General features: G+C 46.2%; 9 protein-coding genes. 6 read left to right on the forward strand and 3 right to left on the reverse strand.

Annotated features, from left to right (window positions below; translation table 11 throughout):
• Positions 1–223 precede the first annotated feature (223 nt).
• From F3J22_RS22845 to F3J22_RS22870, 6 genes are all read left to right on the forward strand, one after another.
• Positions 224–7258, forward strand: a complete 7035-nt coding sequence (locus F3J22_RS22845; protein ID WP_167020240.1) for a fibronectin type III domain-containing protein — start codon at positions 224–226, stop codon at positions 7256–7258.
• Between the two features lie 88 nt (positions 7259–7346).
• Positions 7347–9551 (forward strand): hypothetical protein, encoded by a 2205-nt coding sequence (locus F3J22_RS22850; RefSeq protein ID WP_167020241.1) that lies wholly within the window; start codon positions 7347–7349, stop codon positions 9549–9551.
• A gap of 1 nt (position 9552) precedes the next feature.
• Positions 9553–10602 carry an acyltransferase family protein gene (locus F3J22_RS22855; RefSeq protein WP_167020242.1) on the forward strand — a complete coding sequence of 350 codons (1050 nt, stop codon included), beginning with the start codon at positions 9553–9555 and terminating at the stop codon, positions 10600–10602.
• Positions 10603–10705: 103 nt separating this feature from the next.
• On the forward strand, positions 10706–12130 hold the full coding sequence (locus F3J22_RS22860; RefSeq protein WP_167020243.1) for an O-antigen ligase family protein: 1425 nt from the start codon (positions 10706–10708) through the stop codon (positions 12128–12130).
• 19 nt (positions 12131–12149) lie between these two features.
• Positions 12150–12893: a TolC family protein gene (locus tag F3J22_RS22865; RefSeq protein WP_167020244.1), complete on the forward strand. Its 744-nt coding sequence runs from the start codon at positions 12150–12152 to the stop codon at positions 12891–12893.
• A gap of 9 nt (positions 12894–12902) precedes the next feature.
• Positions 12903–14576: a hypothetical protein gene (locus F3J22_RS22870; protein ID WP_167020245.1), complete on the forward strand. Its 1674-nt coding sequence runs from the start codon at positions 12903–12905 to the stop codon at positions 14574–14576.
• 202 nt (positions 14577–14778) lie between these two features.
• On the opposite strand, the gene metK is transcribed toward F3J22_RS22870, so the two are convergent.
• The 3 genes from metK to F3J22_RS22885 are packed head-to-tail and all read right to left on the reverse strand — an operon-like array spanning position 14779 to position 18277.
• Positions 14779–16035, reverse strand: coding sequence for a methionine adenosyltransferase (gene metK / locus F3J22_RS22875; protein WP_167020246.1), 1257 nt, complete (start codon positions 16033–16035; stop codon positions 14779–14781).
• A 21-nt stretch (positions 16036–16056) separates the two neighbouring features.
• Positions 16057–17409, reverse strand: a complete 1353-nt coding sequence (locus F3J22_RS22880; RefSeq protein WP_167020247.1) for a DUF4270 family protein — start codon at positions 17407–17409, stop codon at positions 16057–16059.
• A gap of 49 nt (positions 17410–17458) precedes the next feature.
• Positions 17459–18277 carry a glycogen/starch synthase gene (locus F3J22_RS22885; RefSeq protein WP_167020248.1) on the reverse strand — a complete coding sequence of 273 codons (819 nt, stop codon included), beginning with the start codon at positions 18275–18277 and terminating at the stop codon, positions 17459–17461.
• Between the last annotated feature and the right edge of the window lie 54 nt (positions 18278–18331).

Below are 18331 nucleotides of genomic sequence, written 5' to 3' on the forward strand. Positions count from 1 at the left end.
TTCCATGCTAAGGTACCCCAGTAATACAACCTCTTATAATTCACCTTATCCTTCGTTAAAGCCAACTCTGGTATTGGATTTATAGTCCATTCCTGCATCAATTTTTGCCATCTCCTCTGAAATTCATGTGCGTCATGTATTTCACATCGCTATGCGTTGTCATACATGATAAAATTTTGGTTACAGTCGCAATTCACTGTCCCTGTTCATAAACATGAATGCTATGCAAAAATTTCTACAACTATTGTTTTGTGTAATGCTGCTTTTTATTGGAGTGGCAAATGCACAAAGCGTCATTGACCCCACCGATCCGATTGTTCGTTACACGGGTACACTCCCAGCCCAGCCAGCGGATGGTCAGGTCGGAAAATGGATCAGCACCGACAGGCATAACGATATGCCCTATGGCTGGCATTCAGATTCGCTGAAAGCCTACATATACAAAGGTTTAGCCTTTCGTGTGCAATTCCCCAAATCTTATAAAAAAGGCGTGGCCGACGGGAAAAAATATCCCGTATTTCTTTTCTTCCATGGTAAAGGAGAAGCCGGTCCTATTCAAGACAATGAATACCAACTATACCATGGGGGATATATTTTCTCCAATGCCGTATCTGCCGGCACCTTCGACGGTTTCCTCCTCTATCCGCAGAGCGCCAGTGGTTACTGGACTACCTGGGAATTCAGCAGGGTAAAGGAAATCCTCGATTATATGGCCGCCAATAACAAAGTTGACCTCAACCGTATTATCGATAATGGACTTTCTTCCGGTGGTGGTGGCACCTGGGATTTCATGCTCACCTACCCTACCTATGTCGCATCTGCATTACCAATGAGTAGTGCGGCATCCGGATTAATGGGCGTCGTAGACAAATATAAATTTACACCGGTATGGCTGTTCCAGGGACAATTGGATGGTGGCCCTACCGAGTGGGATGGTACACAGTTGTACAATGCTATTAATAATGCAGGTGGTAACATCCGTTATACCCTTTATCAGGGCGTAGCACATGATACCTGGTACCATGCCTGGGCAGAACCTGATTTCTTCCCTACAATGAACAGGGCACATATACTGACGCCTTGGCCGTTGGGTGGCAGGTCCGAATTCTGCGACGGCGATCCGATCAACCTTACCGTTGGTATTGCCAGAGGTTTCACCAATTATCAATGGAGCCGCAACGGCGTCGTGATTGATACCGCTACCGGTAACCAGATCAACGTTACCTCCCTGGGAACCTATGCCGTACGTGTATCCAGAGATAGCGGTACTACCTGGTCCGAATGGTCGCCAACACCGCTGGTGATCAAAATAAAAGCACCTACTGTAACGCCTCCGATTACCACCGTAGGATTAGCTTCCAATGTAATTCCCGCTCCTGACGGCAAAACAACCGTATCATTACGTTTGCCACAGGGATACATTCAATATAAATGGATGAATGCCGCCGGTACTGTAGTATCTACTGACAGTGTGTTTACTACCAGCACCTCCGGCGCCTATACCGCCATTGTAACTGAGCTCTATGGCTGCTCCAGCAACCCTACGGCTCCTTTCAATATCATCAATGCCAGCGGCCCTGGTGCACCGGATGGTATCCGTGCACTAACGGCAACGCCTGTATCCAAAACTCAGCTCCGCCTCGACTGGATACAGAAAGACAATCCGCAATACAACGAAACCTTCTTTGAAGTATACCGTGGAACAGCATCTGGCGGACCTTATACGCTGGTCGCCAAAGTTCCTGCAGATACAACCACCTACATGGATAATGGCCTGGTACCAAATACCTACTATTATTATGTTGTCCGTCCGGTGAATAATAATGCCGCCGGTCCTGTTTCAGCAGAGGTAAAAGGATCTACGGTTGCAGATACCAACCCGCCGACAGCCCCTACCAACCTCCGGGTAAACGGCGCCACCAGGCCAACTACCATCCCTATTGCATGGAATGCCTCAACAGATGATGTAGGTATTGCCGGTTATGATGTATATGTAAATGGCGTTAAGACATATACTACTGATTCGGCTACACGAAACGCCGTATTATTTGGCCTTACTGCCAATCAGCAATACAGCATTTATGTGATCGCCAGAGATATCGCAGGGAACAGCTCCGTACCAAGTGCACAAATCAGTGTTACTGCCAAAATCAGCGGACTCAGATGGGATTATTATGTCATGCCAAGTACAATTTCCAAACTGCCGGACTATGGCACCCTCACACCAGATCTCTCGGGTTCCAGTGCCGGCATTGACCTTGGAGTAGCGCCGAGCACGGTGAACTATGCCATGCGCTGGACAGGCTATATCAGAATTCCTAAGGCTGGTACTTATACTTTTCAGACCAGCTCAGATGACGGAAGTAAGTTCTTCTTCAACATTGGGTATAACTATAGCGGAACTGCTACCATTAACAACGACGGACTTCACGGAAGCACCCAGGTATCCAGTTCTTCCATGAGCCTAACAGCAGGCATATATCCGTTTACGTTAGTATTTTTCCAGGCAGGTGGTGGACAGGAAATGAAGTTGCTATGGAAGAGTTCTGCCATCAATATCGGTAGCTTTACTAATATAGATTCTTCGTACTTCATAGACTCCATTCCTGTAGGAAGCGTATCTGCAGCACCTACCAACATTGGTGCAGTTGCCAATGGCTATAAAAGTGTTACCATCAACTGGAAGGACAACAGTACCGACGAAACCGGGTTTGAAGTATACCGTACCTCTACCCAGAACAGTAATAACTTCAGTATTGTAGGCAGAACCGCAGCGGCAGCTACTTCCTTTACGGATAACAGTGTAGCTCCTGCCACTCCTTACTACTACCGTGTGGCTGCAGTAAACGTCAACGGAACTTCATCACAGCTTAACAGCTACCCTTTAAGGGCATGGTATAAACTCAACGGCAATGCAGCAGACAGCAGCTACTTCGGTATCAATGGAACTGCCAGCGGTGTCACATGGTCTGCTGACGGTGTAGGCGGCAGCCAATCTGCGAGCTTTACCGGTGCTACATCTTCCAATGTTACTATCGGCAATACCACTGCCAATGGTTTGCTCCGGGATACGATCAGTGCACGCACTATTTCCATGTGGATCAAGCCAACAGCTGTTTCCGGTAAACAATATGTGCTGGATATCGGTAACGCTACAAATGGTATGGGTATCCGGTTGAATGGCAACAAAGTGGAAGGTGCAATTGCCGCCTCCGGAACCAGGATTTTTGTGACAACCTCTACTCAGGCGCTCACGGCTAACAACTGGGTCCATGTGGTACTCGTATATGGAAAAGGCGGCAGCAACAGATTGAAATTATATGTAAACAATTCACTGGCAACCAGTGCCACTGGTACTAACAGTGGCTTCACCAGCAATACAATTGGTGCTGCTACTGAAAATGCATTACTTGGCACCTACAGCGGCACTTCAGCAACTAACAATGCCTTCAATGACAACAGCAGTATCACCTCCTTCAAAGGTTTGATCGATAATGTGATGATTTTTGATCAGGCACTGGTAGACACAGAAGTTACAGCACTGTATAACCAAACCTTCCGTCTCAACACTACCTATACCGCTCCGTTACCTGCTGCTCCGGCTGCACCATCGCAGCTGACAGCCACCAACAGCGGAAAAAATGTAAAGCTGACCTGGAAGGATAATGCCAACAACGAAGATAAATTTGAACTGTATCGTTCTATAAATAATAACAGCAACTTTAAATTCCTGGCTACACTGGATACTGTTGCCAATTCAGGCGGACAAGGTACCTACCTTGATTCCAGTGTATTCTCCAACTCTACCTACTACTATCAGATCCGTGCAGTTAATATCACCGGGCCTTCCGCATGGTCTAACACGGCCAATGCAACAACGCCTAATAATCCACCGGTTATCGTTCCAATCGCCAGCAGAACGATCCGGTACGATAATCCGATCCAGATTCCGATCAGTGCTTCTGACCCGGATGGAGACCAGCTTTCCTACTCCTTCAGAAACATGCCTGCATTCATTACCCTGGTAAACGGTCCTAACGGCCCTTACCTCAATGTAGCCGTGGATTCTACTCAGATGGGTGCTTACCTCAACCTGGCGGTAATCGTAACCGATACTTACGGTGCCAGCGACACTACACGCTTTAATCTTATTGTCAACAGCAACTACCCGCCGGTATTGGATAGTATAGCGCCGGTAACCCTGAATGAAGGCGGCACCCAGCAGCTAACGCTTCATGCCACCGATAAAGACGCAGGTGATACCTACACCTGGACAGGCGTCAACATGCCTTCCTTCATCACCCTGAATGGAAATGGGCTGAACTGTACCGCTACCATTCATCCTGGCTTTACAGATGCAGGAACCTATACCGTGAAAGTGCAGATCACCGATAATAAAGGTGGTACCGATTACCAGACCTTCAACCTGGTAGTGAACAAAGTAAATCCAAGCGGAAAAATATTCCTGGACGTCACCAACCTGGGCGCCTCTCCTGCTCCATGGAACATGACCTTCCTGAACGCACAGAACCCTAATCTGAAAAATGATAAAGGTGAAGTAACATCCATGGGTATTAATTTCATCACTCCATATATGGGTATTGTTGCTGTAGGTCCAACCACTGGCAATAACAGCGGCGTAGTACCGGATGCTGTAATGAAAGATTATCTATACATGGGCCTGTTTGGTATACCTGATACCATTCCGGTTGTTTTCACCGGCCTGGATACTGTAAAACAATATAATATCCGATTCTACGCCGGAAGTGTCTGGGATGGTAATAAGCCTACTGACGTCACCTATTTCAAAGCGGGTAACCAGCTGGATTCGATCAATGAGTTCAACAACACCACAAAACTGGCCAACCTGACGAACCTCAAAGCAAACGCTGATGGAACCATCACCGCATACGCCTACCGTCCGTCATGGTCTTCAATCGGTTATATCAGTTCTGTGGAACTGGATTACTTCTTCGATGACGGTAACGCACCAGCTGCACCTAAAAACCTGACCGGTCAGGTAGTGAACGATACTGCCGTGCTGCAATGGGTTGATGTGGCTTATAATGAGTTAAAGTACCAGATCTTCCGTAGCAACGACAGTATTACCTTCACTTTGCTGGACACCGCTCCGCAGGATGCCACCAGCTATAGTGATACTACTGCATTGGGTAACCATAAATACTACTATAAAGTACGTGCATATAATGATGCAGGTGGTTCTCTCTTCTCAAATATTATCAGCATTTCCCTGCCAAACAAAAAACCTGTGCTGGCAAATATTGCTGATGTGAAGATGAAATCACTGGCAACACAGTCCGTAAACGTAAGTGCTACCTCTGATCCGGGCAAACAACTGACACTGGCTGTTGCAGGCCTGCCTTCCTTCGGCACCTTTACGGATAACGGTAATGGTACCGGCGTATTAAACTTCGCCCCTACGGCTGATAATACCGGTTCCTATACCATCACGATAACAGCAAACGATAATTTCGGCGGCAGCAGCAGCAAATCATTCCAGCTGTTTGTTTCTGACCGTAATACCACCCGGACATTCTTCAACATGTCGGCAGATAAACCAGCGCCTGCTCCTTGGAATAACATTCCTGGTTATCCTTCTGTCAATAATGGTATTGGTATTCCTAATACCCCTGCTGTGGTAGATGAAAACAATGTGGCCAACGGCATGTCCTTACTGCTTCAAACCGGATGGGATGGCTGGACAGATTATAAGGGTATGAATACAGGTCAAAACGTGGGCGTCTACCCGGATACTGTTCTCTACAAAGGCTGGTATCTCAACACAGGTACTCAAACGATAGTAATTGGTGGTCTGGACAATACCCTCCGGTATAACTTCGTATTCTTCAACAGCCAGAGCTTCGGATTCGATGCCACTACCATCTTTACTATTAATGGTAATACCGTGACATCCAATGCGGCCTACAACATCGCTAAAACCGTACAGGTAAATAATATTACACCGTCTAACGGTCAGGTAACCATCAGCATCAGCAAATCAAACAGTGCAGTGGTAGCCCGCCTGAACGCCATCGTAGTAGAAGCCTATTCTCCAACGGTAGCTGTGATGAGCCCTGGAAGTCTGCGCGCCATTGCAAACGACAGCAAATCAGTAACGCTGACCTGGGCAGACCGCAGCTACAATGAAACCGGCTTCCAGATCTACAGGAAAACCGGCAGCGGCGGAGTTGACCAGTTGCTGACCAGTCCGGGTGCAAATGTGACCACCTTTACAGACACCAACGTACAGCCAAATACGCAATACATCTATCACATCAGGGCAGCAAAAGGCACCACTTACAGCGATTTCAGCGCTACTGCCACTACTACTACCTATGCGTTAAATGTTTATGTCAACTTCGGTGAAACATCCGTTGCACCGGCACCATGGAACAATACGCTCAAACGTCCATCGCTGGGCAACCTGATCAGCAACCTGAGAGATGACAATGGTAACCCTACAGGAATAGGCATCAACATCACCCAGAACTTTACCGGTGTATACGGCCTTGCAGGTATGAATACAGGTAATAACAGCGGTGTATATCCAGATGCAGTGCTGGCAGAAGACTTCGTACTCTTCGCAGGTGCCAGAGCATCGATGAAGATAACAGGGCTGAGCCAGGGACTGGCTTATAACCTGACCGTCTTCAACAGCGCGGCAGACAACAACCCTGCAGATACCAGGTTCATCGCCAACGGCAAACAGGTAACCTGGCTCAACGCGAACCAGAATACCAAAGCCACAGCTACGATCTACAATGTAGTGCCAGACCAGAACGGTGAAATTAAACTGGATGTAGAAACAGGACCGCAGGCATTATTCGGATTAATGGGTGCACTGGTAATTCAGGGTTACTCACCAACTTTACTGCCATCAATACCTGGTTCTCTCCAAACGCTGAACCAGAATGTGGTAGCCTATAGTCCGGATGCTATCACTAAATCAGCAGCAACAAATGCTTCCGATGTATTCAGTAATGTAACAGCCTTCCCGAATCCATTCGGTGAACAGATCAATATCAATATGACCATGAAACGCAGTTCTACTGTTTACATGGAAATATTTGACCTGACCGGTCACCTCATGTACAGAGAAATGCTGTCTAACGTACCGGAAGGAAGCTCAACACTCAGAGTATACACAGGAGGTAAAATAACTGTACCAGGATATTACCTCATCAGGTTAACCGATGATCAGCGTAAGTCGACCGTCATACGCGCGATCAAACAATAAAATAAATCATTCAATCCCGGTAAAAAGAGATGCTGTAACAACGGTATCTCTTTTTGCCGGATAAATGAATGAGTAAAGTCAAACTATTATGGACGTAATCTATTTTCTGAAGGCACTACTGAAAAAAAAATGGCTGATCATCATCAGCTCTATTCTTGCTGTGGTAGCAGCTTTCTTCTTTACCATGAACAAACCGAAACTCTACGTTTCCTCCGCGCAGATGGCCACTGGTCTTACCTATACCGACCAGATACGTCTTCGCGATGATCACGTAAATATGTTTGAGGTAGATCAGAAATTTGAAAGCTTAATTACCACCATCACTTCCCCAATTGTTATCTCCCTGTTGTCTTATGACCTGCTGCTACATGATATGGGCGGTAATCGTAACAATGCATTTCGCATCTTAAAGGAAGCGCAGCTAAATAACCCCGCTTACAAAAATGCCGACAAACAGAAATTATTAATGCTCTGCCAGCAGAAGCATGACTCCATGCAAATGCTCAGCGCATACCGCCCGGACGAAAGGGAATTACAGGAAGTACTGAAAATATACGGCTACGATTACGAATCCCTCAAAGGGCAACTCATCGCGGCACGTATGAACCGTACCGATTATATCGACCTTACCTTCCGTTCAGAACACCCCGAACTCTCTGCCTATATCGTTAATAAGCTGTATGCCGAATTTATCCGCTATTACAGAAGTCAGCGCAGCGAGCAAACCGTTGAAAACGTTGAAACTTTCGCTGCCCTGGTAGAGCAGAAAAAGAAAGAACTGGACACCAAAGTTGAAGCGCTCCGCTCCTACAAGGCATCCGAAAAACTCCTCAACGTAGACGCTGCCAGCGGCTCCGAACTGCAACAGATCAAAGGATTCGAAAAAACACTCTTCGACGAACGCTCCAACATGAACACCCTTCAGGCTTCGCTGGATAATATCAACAACCAGTTGTCTATGGCCGCAGGTGGCAAAACAGTCTATAATACCAGCGCCAACGGTGATATTATTTCTCTAAAACGGCAGATCACTGACCTGAATGAAGACTATGTTAAAACCGGGTCTACAGACGAAGCACTGGAAGCAAAGATCAAAGGCCTGCGTAGCCAGCTTCAGTCTAAAGTGGAACAGATGACTGTTACTTCCGGTAAAAATGTTACCAATGCCGATGAACTACAACAGAAAAAAGGTAGTCTGCAGGCACAGATCAAAGCCACCAATATGAACATTGCAAACCTGGAATCCAGGATTGCCTCTCTCCGTGGCACACTCGGCTCCTATGCCAGCAAAGAAGCCACGGTAGGCTCTTTACAGCAAGAGGTAACCATGGCCCAGGAAGATTATAATAAACTGAAGGAAAAACTCAACGCTGCCATTGATAACCGCTCTGCCCCACAGGATGGGTTTAAACAAAGCCTTATCGGACAACCGGCCATCAAACCGGAATCGTCTAAAAGACTGGTGGTAATGGGACTCTCCGGCATCTCCGTTTTCTTCCTGACAACACTGGCCATTCTTTTCCTGGAATTCATTGACACTTCGCTGAAATCACCGTCTATCTTTGAAAGAAGCGTGGCCCTGAAGCTGATCAGCTCTATTAATCAGACAGATCTTCGCAGGTATTCTATTCTTAATATCCTCCAGAAAAAAGATTCCGGCAACTCCGCAGATAAAAAACAACGGCAGAATACTTTCCGGGAACTGCTCAGGAAATTACGCTACGAAGTGGAACATAGCGGTAAACAAATCTTCCTGTTTACCAGTACAGAAGCCCAGCAGGGAAAAACAACGCTCACCCAGGCGCTCGCCTATAGCCTTAGTCTGAGCAATAAGAAGGTGCTGATCATCGACACCAACTTCTGTAACAACGACCTTACCGTACAGCTGGACGCAAAGCCTACGCTGGAGACCTTTTCTATCCCCCGCGAACAATTCAGTATCGACAAGATCCGTGACATTGTTACCCTCTACCCTTCAGAAGGCGTGGAAGTTATCGGATGTAAAGGTGGCGACTATACGCCGTCGGAAATTCTCCCGGAAAACCACCTGTTGAATTACCTGCCTGAACTGTCAGCATACTACGATTTCATCCTGCTGGAAGGTGCGCCGCTGAATGATTACACCGATAGTAAAGAACTTGTCAACTATGTACAGGGTGTTATCGCGGTGTTCTCCTCCCACGCAGTACTGAAACAGACCGATAAGGAATCTATTGCCTTCCTCCAGGACCTGGGCGATAAATGTATTGGTGCCGTACTAAATAAAGTGAAGGAAGATTACCTGGAACTATAACATGCAGGCAACAACGCTACATATGGAAAATGGCCGTCAGCTGGGCGTTGCACGCTATCAGTGGGTAGACTATGCTAAAGGCATCGCTATCATACTGGTGGTATATCGTCATATGCTGTACGGACTTCAGCATACCGGCCTGCCCGTGGCCCAATGGATCATCGACGGCAATAATATGCTGTTCAGTTTCAGAATGCCACTGTTCTTCCTGTTGTCTGGCCTGTTTTTCCAGGCAGGGCTAAAAAAACGCGGCCCTGCCGGCCTGCTGGCAGACCGTACCAATAACCTGTTATATCCCTATATCATATGGGCTGCGATACAGATTACTTTACAGATCGTATTCAGCCGCTTCGCCAATGCCGACAGGAGCCTGTGGAGTTATGCTGAGATTTTCATACAGCCCAGGTCGTTAGATCAGCTGTGGTACCTGTTTGCATTATTTAACGTAACAGCATTGTACCTGTTTAACCACAGTATTGCCAGGTTCAACACTACGCAGCAGCTATTACTGGGCCTGGTGTTCCTCGGACTCGCGCCATGGGCCGTTCCGGTAAGCACCTGCTACGACGTCATGCTGCATTATATCTTTTTTAGTATAGGCGTTGCCGTAGCGCCGTCGTTACTGAATGACAATGCGCAACAGCAACTGGCACAGGGGAAATACCTCTTGCTGCTGTTACCGGTATTTGCTTACTCCCAGTGGTATTTCCTGCTCCATCAACAGCTGAACCTGTTCCTTTATGCGGTAATTGCCCTTGTCGGAAGCCTGTTTATGATTTTATTATCTGCATGGCTGGCAAAGTTCAATGTACTGGGCGTATTCAAAATCATCGGTACTTATTCTTTATATATCTACCTCCTGCATGTCATGCTGGCGGCTGTACTTCGCAGTATGCTCATAAAATGCGGGATTCACAACGTACCGGTTTTATTGCTGCTGCTGATCGCAGGAGCTATTCCGCTATCGGTGCTGGTATATAAAACCATGCTGAAATACAGACTGGGATGGTTGTTTAAGGGCCCGTTCAAAGTAAAAAAAGCAAACGTATGAAGCAAGAAAATAAACCCATGAGTGCAAATTTTCATCAGTTGCTGATTAATATTTTCCTGGCACTGGTCATGATGTCACTCTTTGTAAAAATAGTATTCCTCTGATGCTGGAAGCGATAAAAGAAAATAAGTGGAACATTTTCGTAGGGATGTTACTGTTATTGGCAGTACCCATGATCCCCTACATTACCTCGAATGATTTCAAATCGGGGATACTGGTGCTGTTTGCCATTTTCGGCAGTGCACTGGCATTCCTGTGCTTTAATAATGCCAAAGTAGGCTTTTATATTACGCTGTCTACCGTAATTACAGTAAGATGGTTTGAAAGGCTCTACGGACAAGAGATTCAGGTAGGTGCAGCCATCGACTTCATGCTGATATGTTCGCTGATAGGCACCATGCTGCAGAAAAACCGTAAAGGTAACAACCCTGTCAACTACCTCAAAGAGCCGCTGCTGCTGATCATGTACATACAGTTTGCGTACAGTATGATGGAAGGACTAAACCCCAACGGCTCCAACAAGGATACCGTGATCATCTTTTTCAGGCTGCTGCTGCGTTACCTTATGTTTGCCGTGCTTACTACAGTGGTCATGAAAAAGAAGGAAGATGTACAATTCTTCTTCAAATTCTGGCTGGGATTATCTACCATTTCCGCTATATATGGTTGTATTCAGGAATGGTTCGGATTAATGCCCTGGGAATGGGCTATTGTGATGTCATCGCCGGAAAAGCTGGCCACCACGATGATACAGGGGCACTTACGCATCTTCTCTACTATGACGGATCCGGCGGTATTCGGTGTACTGATGGCCTGCGGCTCCGTACTCTGTATCATATTGCTCACAGCTAGTCTGAGCGTTATCAATTTCCAGAAGAAACTATTTATTGGGATGGCACTGCTATTCCACCTGATGGCCCTCGGCTATTCGGGTACCCGCACAGGTTATGTGATCATTCCCGCCGGATTATTCCTCTTCCTGCTGGTAAACCTGCATAAACGAAATACGCTGATAACCGCCATGGTATGTACTGTCATAGGTGGCGCCATACTCTTCGGCCCCTTCTATGGCAACGCTACGATTAACCGTGTACGTAGTGCCTTCGTTGGTACAGATGATGCATCGCTGAATGTACGTGAAATCAACCGTCACAGCATTCAGCCTTATATACATACGCATCCCATAGGTGGTGGATTATTTACCTGTGGCGGTGAAGGACGTGCCTATAATCCCGGGCATCCGCTGGCAGGCTTTCCGCCAGACAGTGGCTTCCTCCGTACCGCACTGGAACTGGGTTGGCCTATGCTGATAGTAGTAATGTTTTTTTATTTTCTGCAGATGAGCACCTGCATAGGTAACTATTTCAGATTTACCAATGAGATAGATAAACTGCTGGCCATCGCCATTGCGGCCATGACATTCGAAATGGTGATCTCCATGTATGCACAGGAAAGTGGTGGTCTGATGGAATCAGCCTTCTTTATCAATGCCCTCACCGGCATTGTCATCAAATCAAAATATCTGTAATTTTTATAAATAAGCAAGTATGAAAAAACTGCTACTGTTAACGCTACCCCTCTGTTTTGTGCTGTTGTCACAGGCCCAGCAAAAAGATTCCCTGGACCTTAATACAATCCAGAAAAACCCCGGTCTTGAAATGAAATTCCGCCAGGTGCTGATCCAGCTGGCAAGCAAAACCCCTGCACAGGACCTCGTTGATACAAAAGAAAAAATCGGCGATTACCAGGTAGCAAATGCAAGGGCACAATGGCTCAATCACGTTGCTTTCTTTACCAATATCAACGAGAACAGCTTCAACAGACAAACGGTCTATTACAACCCCAACGACCCTAAGGCCAATGTCAATCAGAATAACTACTACCCTACCTATAACGTCGGTTTATCCTTTGCCCTGGGAGATTTCGTCACCACACCAAAGATGGTAAAGATCGCCAGGCTGCAGCGTAAAATGCTGGAAACAGAAAGAGAAACAGACCTCCGGAACTCCCGCGCCAAAGTGCTTACCGCCTACGAAACTTTTGTTGCCAACAAAAAATTATTCGAACTGGAATTGCCACTGCTGGAAGATGCACTCAGCACATTCCAGACCCTCGAAAAAAAGTTTGCTGCCGGTGAAACTTCCCTGGAAGACTATAACAAAGCCTATAAGGCCTACAACGCCGAACAGGTGCAGAATGTCATCCTTACCCGCAGCTATAACCAGTCTAAAATAGAGCTGGAATCCATTATCAATATGCCGCTGGAACAAGCAGTTCAACTGGTAAAATAATTCAATATCATGAAGAAGCATCAACCTTTATATATAGCCTGGACTTTCCTGACGGTATTATTGCTTTACTCCTGGTACCGCATTGCTGCCTTAACCGGCGGACATTTCTGTTATTCGCTCGACGATGCGTTCATTCACATGGCTGTAGCCAAAAACCTCGGCCTGCACGGCGTTTGGGGCATCACCCCCGATGCCTTCGGTTCCGCTTCTTCCTCCCCATTATATACAGTTTTGCTGGCCTCACTTTTTCGTATAGGCGTTAACAGTTACCTCGCAGGATTATGGATTAATATAATCGCCGCCTATGGTGTGCTATATACAGTGCACCGTATACTACTGAAATACGGGCTCCCTGCTATCGGGGAAACCATCGTACTATTCAGCCTGATTGTCCTCTTTCCTTTTACAGTCATCATACTCACCGGCATGGAGCATCTCCTCCATTTCTGGTTTGCCTTATTATTTATACAGGGAGTTGTGGAGATGATTTCCGCGGAGTACATCAACACACGCAAGCTCCTGCTGGTAAGCCTTTGGGGGGCTTTAATGGTAGCCACCCGCTTTGAAGGACTCTTTATCCTGGGAGCGGCCTGCCTTTTACTTTTATTTTACAGGAAGATAATAGCTGCCTTCACCACCGGTTTCGTAGCTGCGTTACCGGTAGTCATCTTTGCTGTGATCTCTGTTGCTTACGGCGGCTATATATTGCCCAATTCCGTATTATTAAAAAGCAGCGGTGGCCCGGCAGGGCCAGGCGCATTGGGACATGCCTTGCAGGAAATCTTCATCTACCGGCTGATGTATGGCAACAGCACTATCATGGGGCTCTTCCAGGCCGACAAAGCCTATACCGGTCAATCCTCTATCTCCGGTACTTCCCTGCTTCGTATACTCATTATCGTGCCACTGCTGGTGGTGCTGGTAAAAACGAAGGTATCCAATACTGCCAGACAGGCGGTAAACATGGGCATCATACTGAGTATCGGCGGCGCCCTTCACCTGGCGCTGGCAGCTGTAGGCTGGATGTTCAGGTATGAAGCCTACCTCATAGGACTCGCTATCATCAATATTGCCTTGCTGTTATGGTGCCTCTGGCCTGGTGTTACGGGTCTTTACAGCAGCAGCATCTGGCCACAACGGCTGGTAATGGTAATACTCCTCTTTTTTGTTGCCAGTCCGCTGCTGGTGCGTGCCATGGCTGGCTACAGAAGTACTTACCGTGCCTGCCGTAACATCTATGATCAGCAGGTACAGATGGGAAGATTTTTACAGCAATACTATCCTGGCGTGCCGGTAGCTGCCAATGATGTAGGTGCCGTTAGCTTCCTGTCAGATAGTCGCATCGTAGATATCTGGGGCCTTGGAAATAACGAAATTGCAAAAAGTAAATTAACAGGACATTATAATGCAACATACCTGAAAGAACTGTTAAAGCGGGAGAATGTAAAGATTGCGATCATCTATCCAGACTGGTATGATAATGCGTTGTACCATAGCTGGGCTGAAACAGGCAGCTGGACGATACAGGACAATGTGGTTTGTGCAGACCCTACTGTACGTTTCTTTGCGCTGGACAGTGCAGATGCGCCGGCATTAAAACGAAACCTGGAGGCTTTCCAGGCTCAGCTGCCAGGCACAGTTAATGTTGGTTATGGAATGTATAGGAAGATTGCAGAGAAGTAATCTCCCTTTGCTTACATGAGGTAGATTCACCCACCTCTATTGAAGATATAGCATATTTGAAACCGTCTCTACTTAGTAGAGACGGTTTGTTTTTTTGCGCCCCTTCGGGGCGGTGGGCGCTTCGCTTAATGATGCTTATTGGATAAAATAAAAAACGGTCTCTATATAATAGAGACCGTTCTTATTTTCCTGAAGGGAAATATTATAAGTTGAAAGCAGCTTTCACTTTTTCAACGTAGTCGAGTTTCTCCCATGTAAAGAGTTCCACTTCAACTGATTTTTCGTTCTTTTTACCTTTGTTGAATACTTTGGTAACTACCTGTGGCGCGCGGCCCATGTGACCATAAGCAGCAGTTTCGCTGTAGATAGGGTTACGCAGTTTCAGACGTTGTTCGATTGCATAAGGACGCAGGTCGAAGATTTCTTCTACTTTCTTAGCGATTTCACCATCTGTCAGGTTAACTTTTGCAGTACCGTAAGTATTTACGTAAAGACCACAAGGTTTAGCCACACCGATAGCGTAAGATACCTGTACCAGTACTTCATCACAAACACCGGCAGCAACCAGGTTTTTAGCGATGTGACGGGTAGCATAAGCTGCAGAGCGGTCTACTTTGGAAGGATCTTTACCAGAGAATGCACCACCACCGTGGGCACCTTTACCACCATAGGTATCTACGATGATTTTACGGCCTGTCAGACCGGTATCACCGTGAGGACCACCGATTACGAATTTACCGGTTGGGTTGATATGGTGTTGGATATCGAAGCCATCGAACAGACCTTGCAGTTCAGGTTTCAGCTGCGCTTTAACGCGAGGGATCAGGATATTGATCATGTCAGCTTTGATCTTCGCCAGCATTTCTTCGTCAGCAGCGAAATCATCGTGCTGGGTAGAAATAACGATGGTGTCTATACGCTGAGGTTTGTTATCGTCAGAGTATTCGATCGTTACCTGGGATTTAGCATCCGGGCGCAGGTAGGTAATATCTTTATTTTCACGACGCAGCACCGCCAGTTCCAGGAGGAGTTTGTGTGCGAGGTCGAGTGCCAGTGGCATGTAGTTGTCAGTTTCACGGGTAGCATAACCAAACATCATACCCTGGTCGCCGGCACCTTGTTCTTCGGGAGACTTACGGTCTACACCCTGGTTGATGTCCGGAGACTGCTCATGGATAGCTGAGAGGATACCACAAGAATTAGCTTCAAACATGTATTCGCTTTTGGTGTAACCAATTTTGCGAATCACTTCACGGGCGATGTCCTGTACATCCAGATAAGCTTCAGATTTCACCTCACCTGCCAATACTACCTGTCCAGTTGTCACGAGGGTTTCACAAGCGACCTTAGATTTGGCATCGTAAGCTAAAAAATTGTCAATTAATGCGTCAGAAATCTGGTCCGCAACTTTATCAGGGTGGCCTTCTGAAACAGATTCAGATGTAAATAAATAAGGCATAAAAAAGTTTGATTAGCAGTTTTATGGTTTAGTATAAATAACGCGTAGTTTCACACTGTACTGGGAATGACTGCCGCCGCCAGCTTTCACGCGGTCTACATCCATTACCAGAGAGGAAGCACCTTTCAGTTTGAATCCGTTGTTAGTTTCATTCTTTTTAATGAGCTGTTGCAGATAGTGATTAAGGGTGAATTTGTACTGTGCAATCATTACACCTCCAAAGTTAGTCACTATTTGTTTGGTACCGCCGTAATATGCGGCTGTACCACCCGCATCAATCGGGAGTTTGGTGGAATCTCCGTTTGTATACTGCAACAAAGTTAAAGCAGATGGAGCAGAATAAATATTATTTTGATCACTTTCTCCAACAGTTATTTGTGTAATAACCAGTTCTGCTGAATTGATAATCACGTTCGGGAAGTTTTCCAGCCCTGGGATAGTCAGGTTGGTAGTCAGTCCCGGCGCGGTTTGCAGGAACATAATGCTATCTCCGCCAGCGGTGGTAGTATTAATATAGTTCGCTGCTTCAGAGCCGTTATAGTTTCTCAGGAAGAAGTTGGAATGGCCGCAGGTACTGGTGTTAAAGGCAAATGTAGCATAGAGTGAATCCTGCTTATTGCTTTTATAGAACACATTCAGTTTGGTATTGCTGTTGCTCATATCCACAAACATCATGTTTTTATGATTACCCTGCAAGGTATCCGGAACGATGGCAAAGCCTTTCAGATATGCTCTGAATGCAGAATCGCTGGCAAATGCCCCTTCCTTCGTCTGTTGCAGTAACTCATTCCCAAAAGCGTTGCTTAATTTGATCCTGATCTGGGCGGTCTGCTTGTTTCCGTAGATGTCTACAGAATCACGTACAGACAACGGCGTTACCGTTGCAGAGCCCAGCATAACCGGAGAATAAGCCAATGGCTTATTATAAGCATAGTTAGAATCAATTTTAAAGTTTTCTTCCATCATACGGTAAACCTTAAAGGTTTGTGGTGTGGTGGAATCTCCTTTATAACCAAGATAACTCAGGCACAAAACTACAGAGTCCAGTGTCTGGGAATCGCCTGAAAAAGCAAAATTGCTCGTTGGCAACCCTACCTGCATAAAGACAAAGGCATGGGTCTTTCCAAACACAGGATCGGCCGTTATCGAACCGAGGATTTTATCATAGTTGGTATATCCATTTATCACGGAAGAGTCGTATTTAAGGACATTCCGGGTAATTATACCAGTGATAGTCGTGTCCTGGGCATTTACCAGGTCACCGGGAGGAATGAGGTTTTTACCTAAAAGGGTTGCTTCATTACAACCGGTGGATGCATACAATACAGATACAATGGCAGCTACGTAGCCTAGGTTCCTGAGTTTAATCTTCACGCTTTATGGTGTTTTTGTGTTGAGTTGCCGAACATTCGTTTCATAATAACTATTTACCAAGCAACTGGTTGTACAGTCCCAGGTAATCACTCAGATCTTCATTATCTTTCTTGAAAGGCAAAATGATCTTACCTTTCTCCGCTTTCACTTCATCAACTACTTTCTTTTCCAGTTTGTCGGCCGCCAGCACAACAGCGTCTGCATATTTAGCAGCACCCCTGTTAAGGGCAGTGTTCGTCCCTTCTTTATACAATTCCATATCCTTCTCCTTGATCTGGTTGCTGATAGTCGCCTTCTTTACAAAGGTTGTGCCCAGCTTTTCCTTGAAGGTATTAGGAAGCATGGAATAAACGATCTTGCTGTTCGCAAAAACCGGTTCCTTCTTATATGCAGTTTTCAGATACATAGGAATCAGGGAGGTCATCCAACCACTACAATGAATGATGTCCGGAGGCCATCCGAATTTCTTCACCGTTTCCAGTGCTCCCTTACAGAAGAATACAGCACGTGCAGCATTGTCATCAAAGAACTGATCGTTCTCATCTTCAAATACTGTTTTACGCTTGAAATAGTCCTCGTTATCCAGGAAGTAGACCTGCAATCTGGCATTCGGTAATGATGCAACCTTGATAATCAACGGGTAATCATCCCCATCAATCACAATGTTGATACCAGACAACCTTACCACTTCGTGTAAGCGATGTCTCCTCTCATTAATACTCCCAAATCTCGGCATGATCACTCTCACTTCCAGTCCGGCCTCATTGGACTTAATTGCCATTTTATTGACCATCGCCGCATATTCACTCAATTCCAGGTAGGGCGACATCTCTTGGGCAATAAAAAGAATTCTTTTCTTTGTGGACATTTAACGCTGATTATTAATGCAGTAATTTTTAATTTGGCTTGCAAAATTACGGAT

Source organism: Chitinophaga sp. Cy-1792, assembly GCF_011752935.1.
Lineage (GTDB): Bacteria > Bacteroidota > Bacteroidia > Chitinophagales > Chitinophagaceae > Chitinophaga.